The sequence below is a fragment of the Anaerolineales bacterium genome, assembly GCA_022866145.1.
Lineage (GTDB): Bacteria > Chloroflexota > Anaerolineae > Anaerolineales > E44-bin32 > PFL42.
Genome location: JALHUE010000418.1, coordinates 1 through 21,684 on the forward strand (window position 1 = coordinate 1; position 21,684 = coordinate 21,684).

21 protein-coding genes and 2 tRNA genes are annotated in these 21,684 nt (G+C 64.7%); 20 read left to right on the forward strand and 3 right to left on the reverse strand.

The annotated features are described in order from the left end of the window. Positions 1–26: 26 nt before the first annotated feature. Complete coding sequence (gene glnA, locus MUO23_12485; GenBank protein ID MCJ7513773.1) at positions 27–1,361, reverse strand: type I glutamate--ammonia ligase; 1,335 nt, start codon at positions 1,359–1,361, stop codon at positions 27–29. A 403-nt stretch (positions 1,362–1,764) separates the two neighbouring features. Further along, complete coding sequence (tilS, locus tag MUO23_12490) at positions 1,765–3,252, reverse strand: tRNA lysidine(34) synthetase TilS (GenBank protein MCJ7513774.1); 1,488 nt, start codon at positions 3,250–3,252, stop codon at positions 1,765–1,767. Between the two features lie 144 nt (positions 3,253–3,396). On the opposite strand from tilS, the gene MUO23_12495 reads away from it, so the two are divergent. From MUO23_12495 to MUO23_12560, 14 genes are all read left to right on the forward strand, one after another. Next, a complete protein-coding gene (locus tag MUO23_12495) occupies positions 3,397–4,440 on the forward strand; it encodes a rod shape-determining protein (protein ID MCJ7513775.1) in 1,044 nt (347 codons plus the stop codon). A gap of 44 nt (positions 4,441–4,484) precedes the next feature. After that, entirely contained in the window at positions 4,485–5,315 is an 831-nt protein-coding gene (gene mreC / locus MUO23_12500) for a rod shape-determining protein MreC (GenBank protein MCJ7513776.1), read from the forward strand. Between the two features lie 3 nt (positions 5,316–5,318). Beyond that, positions 5,319–5,819, forward strand: a complete 501-nt coding sequence (gene mreD / locus MUO23_12505) for a rod shape-determining protein MreD (protein ID MCJ7513777.1) — start codon at positions 5,319–5,321, stop codon at positions 5,817–5,819. Further along, on the forward strand, positions 5,816–7,915 hold the full coding sequence (mrdA, locus tag MUO23_12510; GenBank protein ID MCJ7513778.1) for a penicillin-binding protein 2: 2,100 nt from the start codon (positions 5,816–5,818) through the stop codon (positions 7,913–7,915). Before mreD ends, mrdA begins: the two co-directional genes overlap by 4 nt. Before the next feature lie 44 nt (positions 7,916–7,959). Continuing rightward, positions 7,960–8,652, forward strand: a complete 693-nt coding sequence (gene minC, locus MUO23_12515) for a septum site-determining protein MinC (GenBank protein MCJ7513779.1) — start codon at positions 7,960–7,962, stop codon at positions 8,650–8,652. A gap of 24 nt (positions 8,653–8,676) precedes the next feature. Beyond that, the gene (gene minD / locus MUO23_12520; protein ID MCJ7513780.1) at positions 8,677–9,483 is read left to right on the forward strand and encodes a septum site-determining protein MinD; all 807 of its coding nucleotides are present in this window, start codon (positions 8,677–8,679) and stop codon (positions 9,481–9,483) included. After that, positions 9,480–9,752, forward strand: a complete 273-nt coding sequence (gene minE, locus MUO23_12525) for a cell division topological specificity factor MinE (GenBank protein MCJ7513781.1) — start codon at positions 9,480–9,482, stop codon at positions 9,750–9,752. The genes minD and minE overlap by 4 nt, the downstream gene beginning before the upstream one ends. 4 nt (positions 9,753–9,756) lie before the next feature. After that, positions 9,757–10,911: a rod shape-determining protein RodA gene (locus MUO23_12530; protein ID MCJ7513782.1), complete on the forward strand. Its 1,155-nt coding sequence runs from the start codon at positions 9,757–9,759 to the stop codon at positions 10,909–10,911. 30 nt (positions 10,912–10,941) lie between these two features. Then, positions 10,942–12,426 (forward strand): glutamate--tRNA ligase, encoded by a 1,485-nt coding sequence (gene gltX / locus MUO23_12535; GenBank protein ID MCJ7513783.1) that lies wholly within the window; start codon positions 10,942–10,944, stop codon positions 12,424–12,426. Between the two features lie 61 nt (positions 12,427–12,487). Next, positions 12,488–12,561 (forward strand) — tRNA-Gln (locus tag MUO23_12540). Positions 12,562–12,599: 38 nt separating this feature from the next. After that, positions 12,600–13,544 carry a tyrosine-type recombinase/integrase gene (locus tag MUO23_12545; GenBank protein ID MCJ7513784.1) on the forward strand — a complete coding sequence of 315 codons (945 nt, stop codon included), beginning with the start codon at positions 12,600–12,602 and terminating at the stop codon, positions 13,542–13,544. A 168-nt stretch (positions 13,545–13,712) separates the two neighbouring features. Continuing rightward, positions 13,713–14,156 (forward strand): hypothetical protein, encoded by a 444-nt coding sequence (locus MUO23_12550; GenBank protein ID MCJ7513785.1) that lies wholly within the window; start codon positions 13,713–13,715, stop codon positions 14,154–14,156. A gap of 899 nt (positions 14,157–15,055) precedes the next feature. Next, a complete protein-coding gene (locus MUO23_12555; protein ID MCJ7513786.1) occupies positions 15,056–15,313 on the forward strand; it encodes a hypothetical protein in 258 nt (85 codons plus the stop codon). Then, positions 15,310–16,128, forward strand: a complete 819-nt coding sequence (locus MUO23_12560; GenBank protein MCJ7513787.1) for a hypothetical protein — start codon at positions 15,310–15,312, stop codon at positions 16,126–16,128. The genes MUO23_12555 and MUO23_12560 overlap by 4 nt, the downstream gene beginning before the upstream one ends. Before the next feature lie 83 nt (positions 16,129–16,211). Here the strand turns inward: MUO23_12560 and MUO23_12565 are convergent, their stop codons facing one another. Beyond that, positions 16,212–17,123 carry a site-specific integrase gene (locus MUO23_12565; GenBank protein MCJ7513788.1) on the reverse strand — a complete coding sequence of 304 codons (912 nt, stop codon included), beginning with the start codon at positions 17,121–17,123 and terminating at the stop codon, positions 16,212–16,214. A gap of 418 nt (positions 17,124–17,541) precedes the next feature. Here MUO23_12565 and MUO23_12570 point away from each other — a divergent pair, with 418 nt between their 5' ends. From MUO23_12570 to MUO23_12595, 6 genes are all read left to right on the forward strand, one after another. Beyond that, a complete protein-coding gene (locus MUO23_12570) occupies positions 17,542–18,279 on the forward strand; it encodes a hypothetical protein (protein MCJ7513789.1) in 738 nt (245 codons plus the stop codon). A 205-nt stretch (positions 18,280–18,484) separates the two neighbouring features. Beyond that, the gene (locus tag MUO23_12575; GenBank protein ID MCJ7513790.1) at positions 18,485–18,835 is read left to right on the forward strand and encodes a type II toxin-antitoxin system PemK/MazF family toxin; all 351 of its coding nucleotides are present in this window, start codon (positions 18,485–18,487) and stop codon (positions 18,833–18,835) included. A gap of 95 nt (positions 18,836–18,930) precedes the next feature. Continuing rightward, positions 18,931–19,004 (forward strand) — tRNA-Gln (locus MUO23_12580). Positions 19,005–19,693: 689 nt separating this feature from the next. Further along, positions 19,694–20,795, forward strand: a protein-coding gene (prfB, locus tag MUO23_12585; protein ID MCJ7513791.1) for a peptide chain release factor 2 whose coding sequence is annotated in 2 segments (ribosomal slippage) — positions 19,694–19,765 and positions 19,767–20,795 — 1,101 coding nt in all. Because the reading frame shifts where the segments join, the coding sequence is not laid out codon by codon here. 54 nt (positions 20,796–20,849) lie between these two features. Next, positions 20,850–21,077 (forward strand): preprotein translocase subunit SecG, encoded by a 228-nt coding sequence (gene secG, locus MUO23_12590; GenBank protein ID MCJ7513792.1) that lies wholly within the window; start codon positions 20,850–20,852, stop codon positions 21,075–21,077. A gap of 40 nt (positions 21,078–21,117) precedes the next feature. Further along, positions 21,118–21,684, forward strand: a 567-nt coding sequence (locus tag MUO23_12595; GenBank protein MCJ7513793.1) for an ABC transporter substrate-binding protein, incomplete at its 3' end; no start/stop codon positions are given.

The window sequence follows — 21,684 nt, forward strand, 5'->3', positions numbered from 1 at the left end:
CCGCCGGCGGGCCAGCAGGCTTGGGGCTACGCCGTCTCGAGATAGGCGGTGACTTCCCAGTCCGTCACGCGCGTGCGGTAGGTGTCACATTCGGTGCGCTTGGCTCGGACAAACGCCTCGAGCGCCTCCGCCCCCAACGCCGCTGTCACCACTGAATCCGCCTCAAGCTCATCCAGCGCTTCGGCGAGCGAACCCGGCAGTTGGCGGATGCCCAGCTCTTGCAGTTCGGGCTCGGTCATCTCGTAGATGTTGATGTTGTTGACCGGCGGCGGGCAGGCCAGTCCCCGATCGATGCCGTCGAGTCCGGCGGACAGCATGGCTGCAAATGCGAGGTACGGATTGCAGGACGGATCCGGGCAGCGAAGCTCGGCCCGTGTCGCCTTCGATCGCTCATCCATATGCCGGGGGATGCGGATCAGCGCTGAGCGATTGATCTGTGCCCAGCACACGTAGACTGGCGCCTCATATCCCGGCACAATCCGCTTGTAGGAATTGATCGTCGGCGCAACTATCGCGGCCATGCCGCGGGCGTGTTCGAGTTGCCCGGCGACAAACTGATACGCCAAGCCCGAAAGCTTGAATTCGTCGCCCCGGTCGTAGAACAAGTTCTTCCCCTTCGTGTCAAACAGCGACTGGTGACAATGCATGCCCGACCCGTTGATGCCAAAGATCGGCTTCGGCATGAAGGTCGCCACCAGATCGTGCTTGGCCGCCAGGGCCTTGACGGTGTACTTGAGAGTGATCACGTTGTCGGCGGCGCGCACGGCGTCGGTATAGCGGAAATCGATCTCGTGCTGGCCCAGGGCCACCTCATGATGTCCGGTCTCGACTTCGAGGCCCATGCTCTCCAGCGCCAGCATCAGCTCAGCCCGGACCCGTTGAGCCTCGTCGCTGGCGGAGAAGTCAAAGTAGCCACCGACATCGTGGGGCACGGGATGGATTGTGGTGGGGCCGTTCTTGCGCAGCAAGAAGAACTCGGGCTCCGGTCCGACATTGAACTCCCAGCCGCGCTGCCGAAGGGCTTCGGTCGCCCGTTTCAGAATGCCCCGCGGGTCCCCGGCAAATGGAACTCCGTCAGGACGGTAGATATCGCAGAACAGCCGCGCCCGCCGGCGGTCCGGGTCACTCCAGGAGAGGACGGCGTACGTTTCGGGGTCGGGCAGCAGACGCATGTCGCTCTCTTGAATGCGGGCAAACCCCTCCACCGAGGACCCGTCGAACCACACCCCATCCTCGAGCGCGGCCTCGAGCTGCCGCACCGGGAGATCCACGCTCTTGACCCCTCCGCTTACGTCTGTGAACTGCAGGCAGACGAATTTGACCTTGTCTTCCGCCACACGTCGTATCACTTCCTTGCTCATCTTCGCCCTCCGAGAGTGTGTCGATTCCGGCTCGAGCCGCCTGCGTCCCACAAAGGCATAGCGGACACGCAGGGCGTGCCCGCCGGTTCACTCACAACGGCTCCGCCCCTTCCATGGCACAGGCCTGCTAGCCATCTCAGGCCTGTCCACTGTCGGCGCTATTGTCCCCGCTGTCGCCAGCCGGATTTTAGCGCCGACTTACTCGGAAGGGAGAAGGAAAGCCGGTGGGCGGCTTGGAGGCATCCGCTGATGGATCGATTTTCCCCCGGTACCCCCGGGGTTAGCCTCGCCTCACGGCGAGGAACCTCCGCCTCGTGATCTCGGCCGCTGGCCGAGACCCATACGCTGGTCTCCCTGCTATGTTGTCACCCGCAACGCATTCTAGCAAACAGCTCAAGCTGAGTCAATCTTCTGTGAGCCCGCAAGGTGCTCCCCGCCAGGTGGGTTGTCCTTTGGCGGGCAGCAACGCCAGGTGCAGGATCCGTCTAGCCGAGGCGGTCACTCGGCACAGCTCGCTCGTTCGCACGCCCGGGACCCAGACGATCTCCTGGCCCACCGTCACCACCGGCCAGGCGCGCCTGGCGGGCGGCGGGACATGCGCCCGGGCGAGCAAGTCCACCACCTTCACCTTCCCCTTGCCGCCAAAGGGCAGCAACCGATCCCCTTCCGCCCACGGCCGCACGCGGAGCGGCTGGGTGAGACTGTCGGCGTCTAGCCAGGCTGTATCATCCTGCCGTCGAGGCTGGCGCATGTCCGCCAGCAGCTTGCGGGTTGCGCCGGACTCTTCGCACGTCAGTCTCCATCCGTGCGCCAGGCGCAGTTTTCGGCCAGGCAACAGGCGATCGGCGCTGCCTGGCATGCACTGAGGGAAGAACCCCCAATGGGGTTCTGGACCTCGCACCAAGAACACTTGATCCCCAGCCCGCCAGGCCTCGAGGCCGCCTCCAAGCTGGGCGTGCAGCGGTGAGGATTGCACGCACAGCTGCTGCAACCGCTCGACAGCCCCGAACCCGTCGCTCGTCGCCCCCGCGCCGAGGGCGACCAGGGAACGCCGCAGGCTGAGCCTCTGGACCGCCTCCGGCAGGCGCAACAACATTGGCAACCGCAGGAGAACGCAGTCTGAAGTTTGAACTGCGACTTCGGCCCAGTGCTCCGCCACCAGGTCCTCAAGGGCAGCGTGCGCTTCGGCCGTTGTCTGCGCACCGCGGTAGATTGCCTGACGAACCTGCGGGTTGAAGCTTTCGAGAAGAGGGATCAACTCCCCCCGCACCCGGTTGCGCCAGAAAGCAAAGTCCTGGTTGCTCGGATCCTCTGTCACTTGAGTCCGGTTGCGCCGGCAGAATTCGCGCGTCTCGCTTCGCCACACGCTCAGCAGCGGACGGACCAACCTGACCTGCGATGCGCCCGCGACCTCGATGATTCCCCCGAGCGGCTGATCGGGGAGCATCCCTCGCAAGCCTTGGGTCCCGCTGCCGCGCAGTAGATGGAGCAGAACCGTCTCCACCTGGTCGTCCGCCGTGTGGCCCGTGACCACGATCCGGGCGCCGGTCTCCAGCGCCACCCGCGCCAGGAACTCATAGCGCGTCCGGCGAGCTGCTTCCTCAAGGTTGCCACCCGGGAACGCCCTAGCCAACACATCCCCGCGCTCTGCGACCGCCGGGAGCCCTCGCTCAGCCGCCCGCCGCAGGACTTGCACAGCTTCCTCCCAGGATCCCGGGCGCAAGCCATGGTCCAGATGGGCGACGACGACTGAATACCCCAGGGCGCGCAGGCAGTCCAGCAACGCCATGCTGTCCGGGCCGCCCGAGACGCCTGCGACCAGCCGATCGGAAGGCCGGAGAAGCCGTCTGCGGGCGATGAACTCCGCCACACGCGAAATCAGGTCATCCAACTTGTGGCGATTATAGTGCAGAGGCGCCCAGGATTAGCGGTCGATTAGACATAATGCTGACGACCGGGCCTGGCCCACCCCTATGCTATAATCCGACTTTGCTCCTTACCTGGCGGCGGAGGCGTCGCGTTGGCTGTCAATCCCATCACCTGGTTCCTTGGCCTGTTCTCCCTGGATATCGGGATTGACCTTGGCACCGCGAACACGCTCGTCAGTGTTCGCGGGAAAGGCATTGTGATCAACGAGCCTTCCTGGGTGGCAATCGAGAAGAAGAGCAAGCGGCCCATCGCCATTGGAGCCGAAGCCAAGGAAATGGTGGGCCGCACCCCCGCCAACGTCGTCGCCTTGCGCCCGCTAAGAGACGGCGTCATCTCGGAGTTCGAGATCACCGAAGCCATGCTCGAATACTTCATTGGTAAGGCCCACGAGCAGAGCATCGTCCCGGTGCCGCGGCCACGGGTCGTGGTCGGGGTTCCCAGCGGCGCGACGGAGGTCGAGAAGCGAGCCGTGTATGACGCCACCATGGCTGCCGGCGCCCGAGAGGCTTACCTGATCGAAGAGCCCACCGCGGCCGCCCTCGGTGCGATGCTGCCGGTGAGCGAAGTCCGCGGCTCGATGATCGTCGATATCGGAGGCGGCACGACCGAGCTGGCGGTCTTCTCCATGGGCGGAATCGTTGTCTCGCGTTCGCTGCGCGTGGCCGGTGACGAGATGGACCAGGACATCGTCAGCTATGTGCGCAACAAGTACAACCTGCTCATCGGCGAACGCATGGCCGAGCGCATCAAGATCACGATCGGGTCCGCCTACCCCTTGAAGGAAGAGCGACTGTCCAGTGTGCGCGGCCGGAATCTGGTCAGCGGGCTCCCCGAGGCCGTCGAAGTGTCTTCGGTCGAGATCCGCGAGGCGGTCTCGGGCTCGGTCAGGATCATTGTTCAGACAATCAAGGACGCTCTTGATGAGGTCCCGCCGGAGATCGTGGCCGACCTGATGGATGGCGGAATCTGCCTGGCCGGAGGCGGCTCTCAATTGCAGGGCATGAGCGAGCGGCTGTCCACCGAGCTGCGAATGCGGGTCTGGCTGGCCGAGGACCCGATGACTTGCGTGGTCCGGGGGGCAAGCACGATCCTCGAGAACCTCGAGCTCAATCGCAGGTTCCTGGTCGGGCTTGACCGGCCGAGGGTCTAGCGCTGCGAAGCGGGTAAGCCTCGGGCCCTAGCCTACGGTCAAGCATGCCACGTTTCTCCCCCCGCGTTCTGGTGACTGTGGCCCTGGTGCTGGTTGCGCTGAGCGTCTTGATCCTCAGCCAGGCCGGCTACCTGCGCCCGGTCGAGGGTCTTGCGCTTCAGCCCCTTGTCGCCCTGCAAGCGGCAATCGCCCCCCGCCTGGCAGCCTTGCAGGATCTGGCTACATCCCCGGGCGATGTCGCCACGCTGCTCGCCCGCAATGCCGAGCTGGAGGCAGACGTCGCTCGGCTGCAGCAGGAGGTGATCACCCTGCGCGAGCAGGCAGCTGAAGTCGACATCCTGGCGGCGCTGCTCAACTTCGCCCGCAGCGCACCGCAATACGGCTACGTCGCCGCCCGAGTCGTCGGCCGCGATGCCAGCCCATTCCTGCGAGCCTTGTGGATTGACGCCGGGACCAACGACGGAGTGGCGCGCGGGATGCCGGTCGTCAACCAATCGGGGCTGGTAGGCCGGGTCGTGGAGGTCTACCCCAACGCCTCCCGCGTCCGGCTGATCACCGATCCCGGCGAGGCGGTGAACGTCCGCCTGCAGGCTAGCCGCGCCGATGGCGTGACGTCGGCCCAGCCAAACGGGGAATTGCGGATCGACATGATCGACCAGGAGGTTGAGGTCTCCCAAGAAGAACTCGTCCTTACTTCCGGCCTAGGGGGAAACTACCCGGCCCAGATCCCCGTCGGCCAGGTCATCAGCGTCCGCAGGCGGGATTTTGAGGTCTTCCAGCAGGCAGTGATCACGCCGAGCGTTGACTTCGAGGACCTGGAAATCCTGCTGGTCGTAACGAGTTTTGCGCCCCTCGAGGCGCAGCTAGGACCGTGACGGATGGCCTACCTGGTCCTGATTCCAACGGCGGCCTTGCTTGTCGTCTTGCAAACGACACTGCTGCCTAGGTTTGAGTTGCTCGACGGCCGGGCGGATCTGGTGCTGCTGCTGGTTGTCGGCTGGGCCATGACTGGGCGCGTGGTACAAGCAATGGTGACTGGCCTGGTTGCCGGGATGCTCCTGGATCTGCTCTCCGGCATCCCGCTGGGCGTCAGCGCCATCGCCCTGATCGCGGCCGCCAATGTGGCGACCCTTGCCCAGGGAAGGTTGTGGCGGGCGCATCAGTTTGCCGCGCTCGGGGCGGTGCTGATAGCGACGGCCGTCTACTACACCGTGCTGGGGTCGATCGCGCTCCTGATCTATCCGGGCACGGACCTCGTCCACATCCTGACCCGGGTCGTGCTCCCGGCAACCATACTGAACCTGATCCTGGCGATCCCGGCAATTCAGCTTGCAGGCGGATTGGAGCGCAGCCTGTACCCGTCCAAGGTGGTCCTGTGAAGGCCAACGGCAACGCCCCTTCCAAAATCCCCCGCTGGAGGCTGGCAGTCACCTATGGGGCGATGCTTGGCCTGCTGGCGCTCTTTGTGTCCCGGCTGTTCTCGTTCCAGATCCTGCGCAACGCCGAGTTCATCGAATCGGCTCGCGAGAACCGGATTACGAGGGTCAATATCCCGGCACCACGCGGGGTAATCTACGATCGCAACGACTACCAGTTGGTACGCAACATCCCCACCTTCAACATCGTGGTGACTCCGGCGCTGCTGCCAGACAGTCCAGCTGAGGTCGAGGAGATCTACACCCGGCTGGCGGAGCTCATCGGCGTCCCCCTGGACCAGCCGGGCCCTCCGGCAGCCAAGTGCGTCCCCGGCCGAGGGGTGCGGCAGCTGGTTGAGGAGGGGGCGACCATTGCGCCCTATCAGCCCTGGCCGATCGCCTGTGATGTCTCCGAGCAACTGGCGCGCATCATGCGCGAGGAGCAGGTTGACTTGCCGGGGGTCGGGGTCGAGATTCAGCCGGTGCGCGAGTACACCACCGGCCGCTTGTCCTCCGCCCTGATCGGCTACCTGGGCCCGATCCCGGCGGCCTTCTCCGAGTTGTACCAGTCCCTGGGGTTCGATCCCTCGCGCGACAAGGTTGGCTACGCCGGGGTGGAGGGCGCCTACCAGAAGGCCCTGGCCGGGAGCAACGGGAGCAAAGACGTCGAAGAGGATGTCGCCGGCCAGCAGATCCGCACCCTCGGCGAGGTCGCCCAGCCGGCGCCGGGTAACAGCCTGCGGATGACGATCGACACCCGCCTGCAGGCCGCCGCCGAGGCGGCTCTGGCCGCCCGCATTGATTTCATGAACCGATTTGCCGGGGAAACCAAAGTCCCGCTGGGCGTCGCGATCGCCATCAACCCCCAGACCGGCGAAATCCTGGCGATGGTCAGCCTTCCGACCTACGAGAACAATCGCCTGGCGCGGATTATCCCCCAGGACTATTTCCAGCAGCTTGTGGAAGATGAACGGGGCAAGCCCCTGGTCAACCACGCCGTTTCCTCCGAGTTCCCGCCGGGGTCGACCTTCAAGCTAGTGACGGCTACTGGCGCCCTGAATGAGAACGTGATCTCTCCCAACACACCGCTCGAGGACCCCGGAAAGATCACGATTCAGAACGCCTACTTCCCGAACGACCCGGGGCTTGCCAAGGACTTCGTGTGTTGGAAGGAGGGTGGCCATGGGCGGATCCGGTTCCTCGACGCGCTGGCGCAGTCCTGCAATGTGTACTTCTACAAGATCGGCGGCGGGTTTCCCGGCGAGCCGATCGAGCCTGGGGGCCTGGGAATTGAACGCCTGGGGATCTACGCCCGGGCCCTGGGCTTCGGCCACCAGCTGGGCATTGAGCTGCCTGCCGAAGAGGGGGGATTGATCCCCAGCGAAGATTGGAAACGGATCAACCTCGGCGAGAACTGGTCCACCGGCGACACCTACAACTCCGCCACCGGACAAGGGTTCGTCCTGGCGACCCCGCTGCAGGTGCTCAATTCCGTCTCGACCCTTGCCAACGGTGGGAGGGTGATGTGGCCGCACCTGCTCTCTCAAGTGCTTGACGGCGAAGGCAACCTCATCGAGGACATCGAGCCCTGCATGTTGTGGGACCTGACGGACGGCGTGATCACCCCGGCCGAGGAAATCGGCCGCTGCATCAAGGCACCGCAGGACGTGCTGGACCTCATGTCCGACCGGCCGCTGCCTAGCCCGGACATCGAGGTCTCCCCGGAGGTCATCGATTTGGTGCGGCGCGGTATGCAGCGGGTTGTCACTGACGGGACTGCTGCGGATTACGCCCAACTTGAGAACATCTCCTCGGGGGGCAAGACCGGCACCGGCGAGTTCTGCGACGCCGAAGCCCGCGAGAAGGGGCTGTGCGTCCCGGGCCAGTGGCCGACCCACTCCTGGTATGCAGCCTTTGCACCCTACGAGAACCCCGAAATCGCAGTCGTGGTCTTTGTCTACAATGGCGGGGAAGGCGCAATCACCGCCGGCCCGGTCGTGCGCGAGATCCTCGAGACGTACTTCGCCCTCAAGGCCGGCGATGCCTCCCGGGAATCGTAGCGCTCAGGGCACCATTTGCACTATAATCGCCGGCTTGGGCGCGAATGATGGAATCCGCTCTTGAGATCAAAGGGACGGCCGATGGCCTGCTGGCGGTCTTGCCGGACGACGATTGGCCGGCGTCGGTTCGGGCGCTGCTGGAGGCCATCGATCTCCGGGCGGACTTCTTCCGCGGGGCGCAGCTGACGCTCCAGCTGGGAGGAATCGAGGCCCACGCCGGTGAACTTGGCAGTCTGCGGGACGTCTTGGCGTCACGCGAGGTCCACCTCCGATTCGTCCAAAGCGACCACCCTGCGACGCAAGAGGCCGCCGCCAACCTGGGCCTGCTCGCTCGCCCCCGTCCGCCCGCGCCCCGCCCCTCCCCGACCGATGACGAGGCCACGGGGCACGGCGTCGAGGGCGAGGACTGCCTGTTCCTGCAACGAACGCTGCGCTCGGGTCACAAGGTGCACTACCCGGGCCATGTGGTCGTCCTGGGAGATATCAATCCGGGGGCGGAAATTGTGGCCGGGGGGAACGTCATCGTGTGGGGTCGCCTGCGGGGGACGGTACACGCCGGCGCCGGCGGGCAGGAGTCAGCTGTTGTCTGCGCACTTGACCTGGCACCGACTCAGCTTCGGATCGGGGCCCAGATCGCCGTCTCGCCGGATCGAAGAGGCAAACCGCGCCCGGAGACGGCCTTGATCCGCGATGGGCAGCTGGTGGCCGAACCGTGGTCCATCGAGGGCAAGCGCTAGCCGATTGGAGGCCTGGGAGATCGCATGACTGCAACGACCGCAACTCTCACCTCGGGAAAGGGCGGCGTCGGCAAGACGACGGCGACGGCCAACATCGGCGTAGCCTTGGCCGCCGGCGGCTTGCGTACAGTGTGTATGGACTCGGACATCGGCCTGCGCAACCTGGACGTTGTCATGGGTCTGGAAAACCGAATCGTCTACGACCTGGTAGACGTCATCGAGGGCCGCTGCAAGCTGCGCCAGGCCTTAATCAGAGACAAGCGGCTGAGCGATTTGTACCTGCTTCCCGCCGCTCAAACCAGAGACAAGACAGCAGTCTCACCGCAGGACATGGTCCGCCTGGTAGATGAGCTGCGAGCGGAGTTCGATTGGGTGCTGATTGACTCGCCCGCCGGAATCGAACGCGGATTTCGCAATGCAATCGCTCCGGCGGATCTGGTGCTAATTATCACCAATCCGGAGGTCTCCGCCGTGCGCGACGCCGACCGGATCATTGGCTTGATCGAGGCCGAGGAGAAGGGCCCGCCCAAGCTGATTGTCAACCGGATGAGACCCGACATGGTGCGCCGCGGGGAGATGCTCAGCACCGACGACATTCTCGAAGTGCTGGCGATTGAGCTGATCGGGATTGTGCCCGAAGACGAGACAATCGTCGTCGCCTCCAATCAAGGATCGCCTGTCGCCCTTGACGAACGCAGCCGTGCCGGACGAGCGTTCCGGCAGATCGCACAGCGCCTCACGGGCGAGCAGGTACCGTTTGACGATCTGGAAGCCAAGGACGGCTTCTTCGGGCGCCTGTCGCGCCTGGTGAAGCCAGGAGGCGCGGCATGAGCATCCTCGAGCGATTGCGAGGTCAGGATCGCCACAGTGCCCACGCCGCCAAGGAACGGTTGCAGCTGGTCCTGGTCCACGATCGGGCCGACCTGCCTCCCGGCAAGCTGGAAGCCCTGAAGGACGATCTTGTGAACGTGCTCTCCCGCTACGTTGAGATCGACCGCTCGGCGGTGCAGATCTCGCTCACCCGGGACCGCAATCGGCAACGCCTGGTCGCCGACATCCCGCTGGCGCCCGCCCGCGCTCGGCGCCGCGAGGCAGGCTAGCCGAATGCGGTCGTCCTCCCGCCTTTGGCGTCATTTTGACGTCTGGTTGCTGGCAGTCGTCGCCCTGATGACGATTGCCGGCATCGCCATGATCCGCTCGGCCATCGGCGGGAATGAGAACCTGGCCGAGCTCGTGCCGCGGCAGGCGATCTATGCCCTGATCGGCCTGGTGCTCGTGTTCCTGACGGCTGCCATCGACTACCGCCTGTGGTCAGCCGTCGCCCGCCCGATGTACCTGCTGGTGCTGGCCGGGCTGGGCTTCATCCTCGCTGCCGGTTTTGTCGGCTTCGGCTCGGCGCGCTGGTTCAATGTCGGCATCGTGCTGATCCAGCCGTCCGAGCTCAGCAAGATCCTCATGATCATCGTGCTGGCGGACTACATGTCCCGACATCAACACGAGATCAGCGACCTGCGGGTGATCCTGCGCAGCCTGCTGATCGCCAGCATTCCGATCCTACTGGTCTTCCTTCAGCCGGATCTGAGCACCTCGGTCGTGATCGGCGTCATCTGGATATCGCTGATCTGGGCGGCGGGCGCCAGGCTCCGCCCGCTCGGGGTGCTCGTGGGCGCGGTCCTGCTGGCCGCCCTGGTCTCATTGCCATTCGTCGCCCGCTATTTCATCGCCGAGTATCCTGCGGAACGGGACTTCCTCTTCGTCAAGCACTACCAGATGGCTCGCGTCGCCAACTTCCTTTTTCCCGATCCAGAAGCCCACTACGGTGCCAGCTACAATGTGAACCAGTCGATAATCTCGATTGGCTCCGGCGGGCTCTTCGGACAGGGATATGGCAATGGCACCCAGGTCCAGCTCCGATTCCTCAAGGTTCGTCACACCGACTTCATCTTCTCGGCATTCTCGGAGGAGTTCGGGTTTGTGGGCGCGGTCACTCTGATTGCCCTGCTGATGTTTGTGAGCTACCGCTGCTTGCGAGCCGCGGCGCATGCGCGCGATACGTATGGGGCGCTGATCTGCTACGGGGTGGCGGTGCTGCTGCTCTTCCAGGGCTCTTTCAACATCGGCATGAACCTCAACCTGCTCCCCGTGTCGGGTCTTCCGCTTCCTTTCTTCAGCTACGGCGGGTCGTCTTTGGTGGCTACCCTGATCGGCATCGGGCTGGTCGAAAGCGTGAACCTGCGCCACAAGCGCATCGAACTGTGATCCCTGCCGCAGAGCACGTGGGGGGAATTGATGAGCTCTGAACCACCGGTGCGCGTTCGGTTCGCCCCCTCTCCCACCGGCCGCTTCCACATTGGCGGCGCCCGCACTGCGCTCTATGACTATCTGATCGCCCGGCAAACCGGGGGCCAGTTCATCCTCCGCATCGAAGACACCGACCAGAAGCGGTTTGATCCGGCGGCCGAGGCCGAGATCATCGAAAGCCTGCACTGGCTCGGCATGGACTGGGATGAAGGACCTGACATCGGAGGGCCGTATGGCCCGTATCGGCAGTCTGAACGCAAGCAGAGCTATCAGGCTCATGCCGAGACGCTGCTCGCTCGCGGACACGCCTACCGGTGTTTCTGCTCCCCCGAGCGGCTGGCCCAGAGGCGCCAGGCTCAGCAGCAAGCCAAACAGTCGCCCCGCTATGACGGTCTATGCCGCAAACTGGACCCGGCCGAGTCCCAGGAGCGCGCCCGTCGCGGGGAATCGCATGTCATCCGCTTCAAGACACCGCCCGCCGGGACCACCACCGCCATCGATCTGATTCGCGGGCCCATCACCGTCGAGAACTCCGACCTTGACGACTACATCCTGATGAAATCGAACGGTTTGCCGGTCTACCACCTGGCGGCGATCGTCGATGACCGCCTGATGCGCATCAGCCACGTGCTGCGCGGCTCCGAATGGCTGCCCACGTTCCCGCTGCATGTCCTGCTCTACCAGGCCTTCGGCTGGGAGCAGCCGCAGTGGGTCCACCTTTCGGTTTTTCTCAACCCCGCCGGCAAGGGCAAGATGAGCAAGCGCCAGGCAATCGATGCCAAAGGCGGCGCTCAAACCATTTATCCCCTCGACCTGCGCCAGGCCGGCTACCTTCCGGAAGCCGTCGTCAACTGGATCGCCTTGATGGGATGGTCCTTCGACGATCACACCGAGTTCTTCAGCCTGCCGGACCTGATCCGCAGCTTCTCCTTGGCCAAGCTCACGCCGAGCCCGGCCGCCGTGAACTTCACTAAGCTCGACCACTTCAACGGCCTGCATATCCGGGCCTTGACCGTCGATGACCTCACCCGCCGACTCGTGCCCGTGTTTCAGGCCGCCGGTCTGTCGACGTCGGAGACTGCCCTGCGCCGCGTCACGCCACTGATCCAGGAGCGGATCCGGACTCTCGAGGAGGCGGTCGAGATCGCCGGCTTCTTCTTCCGAGAAAGCCTCGCCCCGCCCACCGTGGCAATGCTCCCCATAGGCGTGACCGCGCCGGCCGGCGTACAGGCGCTGCAGCGCTCGTCAGCCGTGGTGGCGGCCGTGCCCCAGTTCACCCCGGAGGCGCTCGAGGCCGCACTCCGCCAGCTCGCCGAGCAGCTCGGGCTGACAGCCGCCCAGCTGTTCAGCCTGCTGCGCGTGGCGACCACCGGCCAGACCGTCAGCCCGCCTCTGGTCGAGACCATGGTGATCCTGGGCAGCTCGCTCGTGACGGAGCGGCTTGAGGCCGCGGCCCGCCAGCTAGCGAACTGAGTCAGGCAAACCGCCTCGCCCGTTGCACGGCCTCAGCCCGCATGTTAGAATCCAACTGCTCTGGGGGTTCGTCTAGCGGTAGGACAGCGGACTCTGAATCCGTATGCCGAGGTTCGAATCCTCGACCCCCAGCCATTTGTGCGGGCGCACGCTAGAAATGGGAGCGTGCGCTCATGTTTCAAGCCGAAAAAGGACAACGGACTCTCCGAGTTCTGACCCCCGCCTCACCCTTGCGGCGGGAGGTCCAAGCCTTCCTGATTGACCGCCAGGCGCGCGGCCTTTCACCCCGGACAGTCGACTACTACGCTGACAAGATCGAGCCGCTTGTGACCTTCCTTGAGGGCGAAGGGGTGCGCCAAGTGCAGGACATGACCCCAGATCACCTGAGGCGCTTCCTGCTCGCACAGGGCAAGCGGAGGTCTCCGGGCGGTCTGCATGGGCTGTACCGGACTGCGAGGGCGTTCCTGCGATGGTGGGAGGCGGAGACGGAGCCGGAGGGCTGGCGGAATCCGATCGACAAGGTTCCCGCGCCGCGGGTGCCTCAGGAGCCGCTGGATCCGCTGAGCCTGGACGATCTGCGCGCCATGCTCGCCACTTGCGAGCGGCGGACGTTTGCGGGGGATCGTGACCGGGCGCTGCTCCTGGCCTTGCTTGACACCGGATGCAGGGCTTCCGAGTTCCTTGCGCTGAACGTGGGCGACTTGGATCCGCGCTCAGGCGCTCTCAGCCTGCGCCACACGAAGGGCAAGCGGCCGCGGACCGTGTTCGTGGGACGGACCGCACTGCGGGACGTAACGCGATACCTCAGGCATCGACCGGATGCCTCGCCAGGGGATCCCTTATGGGTCACGCGGGACGGCACTCGGCTTCGGCAATCCGGCCTTGCGAGCCTGCTCAGGCGACGGGCCAAGTCAGCAGGCGTTCCGCCTCCAATGCCTCACGCCTTCCGGCGAGCCTTCGCACTGGCGAGTCTCCGTCAGGGGATGGATGTCGTCTCACTCCAGCGACTCCTCGGGCATGCCGACCTGAGTCTTATCGCGCGTTACGCCAAGCAGACGCAAGAGGATCTGCGCGCAGTTCACGAGCACGCGTCACCCGTGGATCGATTGCTTTGCTAGTCGGCTGGTGCTAGAATCACCTGAGAAGAAGTCGCCCGCGAGGTGTTAGCCTCCGGGCGGCGGCCAACGCGGAGAGGCGCGTGTGCGACCCAAGCATAGCACACTCCGGGCCGTCTGCGTCAACCGCGGACGGCCTTTCGTTACTTGGGAGGTGCTATGGATCCATCGATGGAGATTCCGGAGGGCATTGAACTGCTCTCGGATGCGGGCATGCGCGCCTACATGTCGGAGCGATACGGTCCAGCCTCAGCCCACATGTTTGTGACAGAGAAGTTTCCCAATGGACCGCCCTACTCGGATGCGGGCATGCGCGCCTACCTCTCGGAGCAGTACGGTCGCGATGCGCACCAGATGTATCCTGATCTGTTCCCGGAGGTTTGGCGCGAGAGGCAGGCGCGGCGGAAGCCGGGAAAGCCGAGAGGCGCGCCCCGCCTTGAGAAGCGCCCGGAGTGGCCGAATTGGAAGGAGGCGGTCCTGCAAATCGACAGGAAGCGCTCAAAGGGCCGGGTCATAGACCTACAAGCGATTTGCGGTGCCACAGGCTGCGGCCTTGATGTCTCGAAGTACTACCGGGTAAGGAAGCGCATGAGGGAAATGGGTTCGTTGCAGTAAGTCCTAATTGCATCTAAGTGCAACGCGCTCCCCTGCATAATGCGGGGGAGTTTGTTTTGAGGAGCCGGTCGAGCGGCCGAGCCGACCCCGCAGATAGGGCTGCACTAGTGGGCGAGGGCGTGTTGCAGTAGGCCAAGTGGATCGGTTCAGAGCAACAATCAGGGGGCCGCACACCCGGCAAAGAGAGCGCGGCCCCCGATGCAGCCAGAAACCCTAGACTGCGACCCGAGTCTAGCACTGTTTGAGGGTCGCCAGTCAGCCCAGTGGGGCTGGCTGAGAGGGGATGATGGGGTGCTGGTGCTGCGCCCTCCCCGACCGCCCACGTCGCCGCAAGGCGAGGGCCTCCACCGCTGGGTAATGCGTGGCCTGGGCCTCCGGCTTCGAGCCGGTAGGCGGTGGAGTGTGGCGAACCGGTAGCCGAAACGTCGCCGGTGCCTGGACCCCTATGATGCCGCGCCGGGTGGGGGCATCACGCGCCTGGACCGGAGGGATCTTGCCCGCGGGCGAGGGCGGCGCTGGGTCCGCGCAGATGCGAGGTTAGCACATGGCACAGTGCAAGGCGCGAACGAGGAGCGGGCAACGATGCAAGGCGACGGCGGGCGCTGACGGCCTCTGCTTCACGCACTCGCCGCGGTGGGAGCGAAAGCGGGCAGTAGCGCGACGCAAGGGAGGCCGCGGGAGAGCCTATCCGCGGCTCGCGGCAGGTTCGGATGATCTGACGACCCCTGAGGGCATCCGGGCGGGCCTGCAACAGGTCCTCGCGGCGACTTGGCTGCTGGATAACGGCACAAGGCGCACGAGGGCGCTGTGCGCGGTGTACGCGCTGGCGCTCCGGCTGCTCGAATCCGAGGTGCAAGAGCGACTCGACGCGCTCGAGTCTCGACTGGAGGCAATCGAACATGGGACGGCGAAGTAACAGGATCTCGCAACGACTTGCCCGGTTGGAGCGGGCCGCGCCGGAAGGACCTCCCACCATTCGGGAGATCGTCGTTTACGGGCCGGACGGAAAGGGCGGGCTGTGGATCGAGACGATGCCCCTACCGACGGGCGAGACCACGCGCCGCCAGGCAACGGAAGCGGAGGCCCGGCAATACTACACGGAGCATCTCGGGCTGGACTATGACGAGATGCTAAGACGGAATCAGGAGGCAAGATGACCATCGGGATCGGTGCTTTCACGGAACAGGAGGCAAGAGAGGCAGCCATGCCCGACAGGGGCGCGGCGCTCCACCAAGCCGAGGCGCGCCTTCGAGGCAGGCTCCAGAGGCTGCATGAGGGCCTTCGGGCCAAGTTCGACGGCGAAGGGCGACCGATCGATGAGCGGGCGGTCAGGGCGTATCTGGGGCAGATGGAGAAGTCCGCCACTCAGGCTCTGGACACATACCGCGACGAGATCAACAAGGCGGCGGATCCGTTCATCAGAGGCTTGTCGGAGGCCGAGGCGACTCTGGCGGAGGCGAAGCAGGCCGACATCTTCACTCTGTTGGGGCCGACTGATGCAGTGCGCGCTTCGGCGCTCCGGGACTTCGCATCCGATACGGCGGGCCGCCTCAGTCCGAAGGATTTGGCGACAAGGCTCAGAGGGATCGCGCGGACGGGCGATCGGCCTGCGGCGGCGGTCTACCTCACATATGGGACCCGGCGACTAGAGGCGGAGCGCGAGCGGGCAGCAAGGGCCGGCGGGATCCTCCCAGATGACGGCCTAATCGCCCTGGAGACCGCCCTGGCCGGCCTCGAGCCGATCGCACTGGGCGAGGCGGAGGTCAAGCGCCGCACGGGCCTCGAGAACACCGTCCGAGTGAACACGCAGAGCCTGGAGACGATCTCGGCCGCGTTGCGGCGGTGGGACCTGAGGGACATCCGGGACCGGTTCGGCCTCACGCGCCGATCGCTCTGGCAGGAGTTGTTTACCCTGGCTGACATCACCGCATGGGTCGAGGTCCCGGATCCTCCCGGTAGCCACTCCCGGTAGGGGTGTCAGCCATCGACTCCTCTTCGCGGAGGGAGGCCGGGAATTGGCCCGGCCTCCCTCGGATCCCGCGATACGTATCGCAATCACTCGCCCGCGCCGTTCCCCTCCAGCCCGGCGACGGCCTTCCGGTAGTCGACCGCCGAGAGGTGGGCGTAGATCTCTGAGGTCCTGGCGCTGGAGTGGCGCAGGTGCCTCTGGACGACGAGGAGATCCCGAGTCGTCCGGTAGAGCCGGGTCCCGCAGGAGTGCCGGAGCGCGTGGTATCCCCGAGCCTTGACCCCTGCGCGATCGCAGAGCCGATCGAAGATCTGCTGGATCCGGCGACGACTCACCCCGAGGACCGACTCCCCGTCGCGATCGAGTGCCTTGAGTGCCTTCGTCAGCCGATCGGTTGCTGCGACCTTGGCAACCTTGCCACCCTTCCCGCGGATCGTCAGTTGCTTGCGCTGGAAGTCGACACCCGCCCACGTCAGAGAGGCGACCTCGGCCAGTCGCAGGCCGCCATCCGCGGCGAGGAGCGTCAGGGCGCGCTCGCGTGGATCCGCCTCGGCTAGGATCTTCCGCAGTTCCTCGACGCTGTACGGGTCGGCCTTCTCCGCGGGCGCAGTGGGATCCGTGACCTTGACAGAGGCGAAGGGATCCCCGGTCCCGAGGCCCGCCCACCGGAGCGCGGCAACCAGTGACCTCGCGCCTGTGAGGTAGACCTGCCTGCTCTTGGGATTCATGCTGGCGAGCGAGGCGAGGAAGCGTCGCGCCTCAGGCTCTCCGACTTGGTGCGGCTTGACCCCGGACCTCCCGCTCCAGTCCAAGAAGTGCTGAGAGCCGCGCCAGTAGGTGTCCAAGGTCCGAGGGCTGGTGTCCGTGCCTCTGCGCCCATGCAGGCCCACGTAGGCCGTCAGGAGCGAGCGGAGCGCGGTCCGGTCGTCATGCTGAGAGGCCTCGGCGGCGCGGCGCTTGCGGGCATCCGAGGGGAGATCCGCCCACGACTCGATCACTTCGAGGGCGGTCTGAGGGGTGCGGGTTGCCAGGGATCCGGCCATCTTGACCTCCGTTCTGCTCTACGCATAGTATACACTATGTGCACCATTGCGTCAAGCCCTCCTCTCAGACCGCCTCCGAACCGCCTTTCCCCCAAGTTAATGTGCTGCTCACGGGATTGTGCTAGTATCTTGTAGCAGTCAGCTACCGGGCCCGCGCAATATCACTTGCGCGCGCCTCCCGGAGCGAAGGCCGGGATCAAGGCGATGGGCGGGCTGTGCTGGGGAGGAGACGTACTGTGTCCACAAGCCTGTCTGTACGGCGGCTTCTTCGTTTCCTGAGTCTCCAGGTCAACTGAGCAACTGAGCGCGACGCCCAATGACCATTTGCGTCTCCGTCAAGGTGCGCGACGGTGTGGTGATTGGCAGCGATAGCATGACACAGGTCCACCTCAAAGCGCCCGATGGGACCTACGGGGTGGCAAAGGCTTACCAGAATGCCAGGAAACTCTTCCCGTTGGGGAAGGAACCGGCAGTCGGTGTAGTCACGTTCGGGGCAGGCAGCCTTGGCGCAAGAACGATCTATGGTCTCGTGCTGGAGTTCAGCAGAGAAAGACACGGGAATTCAGTCCAAGACGTGGCCCAGGCTCTCCATGCCTTCATCAAAGGTCACTACGACGCTGCTTTCGGCCAAGCCCCGCTCGACCAGAGACCACCGCTCGGCTTCTACATTGCGGGGTATTCCGACCGAAAGGCTCTCGCGGAGGAATGGGAGTTCATCCTCCCAAGAGCCGATACGGCCACGAAGGTGCGTCCAGACGACGCGTATGGCGCATCCTGGAGGGGAATCGATTTCCCATTTACGAGGCTCCATTTTGGCTTCGACCCTAGGATGAGGCTCTACCTCCAGCAAGCCGGGGTTTCCGAGGAGATTCTTGCTCCTATCTTCGGAGAGAAGATCTTTAGTTCACCTGTCGCATTCGAGGGGATGCCGATCCAAGATGCGATCAACTTCGCTGTTTACGTCCTTCGCACTACGATCGGATTCACTTCGTTCGAGTTGGGGCCACCGGCTTGCGGCGGTCCGCTCCAAGTCGCGGCTATCACTCACGAGAGCGGCTTCCAGTGGGTGAAGGAACCGAAGTACAGGATTGAGGATGACTCAAATGGATGAAATGACTACTGATCCATCTTTCTCGACAGCAGATGACACGGTCTACCTCGTTGAGTCCGTCTCGTCGCAAAGCGCGTTCGGCTTCGTGGAACTCCTATCGTCGTCCCGGCTTGACTCTGATCAGAGCCTTTCGGAGGAGTTCTCGTCGTTTGAGGCTGCTAGCGATGAGGACCTTAGGCAGTTCCACGCTAGTTTGGGATAACCCATGGAGCGAGGAGAGGTCTGGGACGTAGACTTCCCTCCCCCTCCCGGGAAGCCAACTAGGGAGTTGGCTGGCCCGCATCCAGCACTGGTTGTTAGCACGAAAGACAACTCCGCCAACCCCATGGTGATGGTCGTGCCGTTCACCTCCAAGAGCAACGCATTGCGGTTCCCATACACGCTCATGGTCACGCCCTCCGCCGAGAACGGCTTGACGGTCCAGTCTGTCTTGCTAGTGCTTCAACTCAGGGCTGTGGGGCGCGCGCGACTTAAGTCGAAGATGGGCAGCCTGGAGGCCGCGTTCTTGAGGGAGGCCGACCGCCTCATCCGCGAGATGCTTGGCTTTCAGGGCTAGCCCGTCGCCGCGTTCAACGTCGTGTGGCCACAGAAACGACAAACGGACTCATGCGTGCGTCAGGGGTCCAAGACCCTCCCCCACACAGGAAACCCTGGGGGTTCGTCTAGCGGTAGGACAGCGGACTCTGAATCCGTATGCCGAGGTTCGAATCCTCGACCCCCAGCCACGGGCGCTCCCGATGGGAGCGCCCACTCTATTTCCGGGCTCCCCATTTGCCATTCGCGTAGCCGCGCTCGATTGGCTATGCGCCGTCCTCTCTCGAGCCAAGCCCGGCTGATACAATCCGCCGGCGATGGACTCATGCCGCGAAGCCCTGGAATAAACCCGGCGCGCGGGGTTCGGCCGAGTCACGACCATGCACAGCGACTCAGAGCTCACCCCGGCGTTCTGGCAAAGCCTGGAGGCCGACCTGCAAGCGTATGCCAGGCGAGTAGGCATCACCTGTGCTCGGCCTTTGCGCAGTCAGCTGCGGCCCTACTGATCGACCGGCTGCAGGCGCCCGACCTCCCGCCACTTCCCCCTCCCAGCGCCGTCCACCCCGTCGTCGGCGAGAACGGCTCGGGGAAGACCACCTCTGCCGCCAAGCTAGCGGCCTACAGGGCCCGAGGCTGCTGGCAGGAGCAGAACCCTTCCGTGAGGAAGCCGGACCGCAGCTCGAGCTGCGGGCAGCCCGGATCGGCGTTCCGGTCGTCACGGTGGCCCAGGGAAGCGACCCGGGCGGCGCAGTGTTCAGCGCTGTCCAGGCCACCCTCGCCCCCTTCGCGGCCGCTCCCTTTGTGGATGCCCTGCCCGCGTGAGGCGTGGGCCTTTTTCCGACCTGGGGTATCATTTCCTGGCTTGAAGGGCGGTGACCAGATGACCTACGAAGGATTGAGGGCGGACCTGCAGGCGCTGAATGACCGATACCGAACTCTGCTGGTGCGTCTTTGACTACCCCGCCAGGATATCAGAACTGCAGGCGCTCGATCTCGCCTCCCAGGCGGAAGGATTCTGGGGAGAGGGTGAGAAGGCCCGGGCGGTGATGCGCCAGGCCTCCGGCCTTCGGCAGCTGACGAGCGGCCTCGAGACCTTGCGCCAGCGCCTGGCAGACGCCGACGAGCTGGCAGCGTTGGAGGACCCCGCCCTGACCCAAGAGTTGGAGCTGGAGGTCCAGTCTCTGCGCCTAGAAGTGGATCGGCGCGAGACGGAGGCTTTGCTCTCCGGCGAGTACGACCGGGGCAATGCCATCCTGGCAATTCATGCCGGCGCCGGAGGAACCGACTCGCAGGACTGGGCCGCCATGCTACTCCGGATGTACCTGCGGTGGGCAGAGCAATCCGGACTCGGCGCTGAGGTCCTGGACAGCAGCGAAGGCGAAGAAGCCGGCATCAAGAGTGCCACCGTTGCCATCGACGGCGAGTCGGCCTACGGCTACCTGCAGGCGGAACGCGGGGTTCATCGACTGGTGCGCCTCTCGCCCTTCGATTCCGCCCACCGCCGGCATACCTCGTTCGCCCTGGTTGAGGTCCTTCCCCAGGTTGACCAGGCCGAGGAGATCACGATCAATCCCGCCGACCTGCGGATCGACACCTATCGCTCGGCCGGGGCTGGCGGGCAGAACGTACAGAAGAACGAGACCGCCATCCGGATCACTCATCTAGCGACCGGGCTGGTTGTGACCTGCCAAAACGAGCGATCCCAGACGCAGAACCGCCAGAACGCCATGCGGGTCCTCCGGGCCCGGTTGGGCGAGCTGCAGCGCCAGCAGAATGCACAGGAGTTGGCCAAGATCAAGGGCGACCACGTCAAGGCCGAATGGGGCAGCCAGATCCGGTCGTACGTCCTGCACCCGTATCAGATGGTAAAGGACCACCGGACGGGTTATGAGATTGGCAATACGAGCGCCGTGCTGGATGGCGAGATCGACGGCTTTATCCAGGCCTACCTGCGCTCGGCCGATCGAACGGGCGCGCCTTGAAGCCCATTCCCCTGCCTGGTATAATGCCGGGTTGAGTTCCTTGGAGGCGGTCCGTTGAATACGTATCTCAACCTCGCCATGATCGTCGTTTCGATCGCCCTGGTTGCCGTCATCCTGCTACAAAGCCGGGGAATCGGCTTGGGCGGTTTGACCGGAGCTGATCTCTCCGTCTCGGGCTATCACCAGCGCCGCGGCCTCGAGCGACTGATCTTCTACTTCACCATCGGCCTGAGCGTGCTGTTCTTCACCCTGTCCATGGCGAACGTCATGGCGCAGTCCTGAGGCCGGCGCCCGGACTCCAGCCCCCTCCCGCGATCGAAGCATGCGAAGAATCCGCTGGCAGATCCTGATCGCCGTCGGGGGTCTGCTCCTGATCCTCGCCCTGCTCCTGCAGCAGTCCCCCGAGCCGGGCACGCCCGAGCTGCTGCCTCAGAAAGGCGGGTCGTACGTTGAGGGCTTGATGGGTTCGGTCGTCCGCCTCAACCCGGTCCTCGACTACGCCAATCAAGCCGACCGCGACGTCGACCGCCTGCTGTACTCGGGATTGGTGCGTTTCGATTCCCGCGGCGTTCCCGAGCCCGACCTGGCAGAGAGCTGGGCTGTCTCGGCGGACGCAACCCTGTACACATTCACCCTCCGCCCGGACGCGACCTGGCACGACGGCTTGCCCGTCACTTCCGATGACGTCATCTACACATTCTCCAAGATGCAGGATGAGGATTTTCCCGGGCCGGAAGATCTGCGTGAGCTGTGGAGCGAGATCAACATCATCCGCCTGGACGACCGCAACGTACAGTTCCAGCTCCCTGAACCCTTCGCCCCATTCATGGACTACCTGGCCCTCGGCCTGCTCCCCGAGCACCTGCTGCGGGGGGTGAGCGCCGGGGAC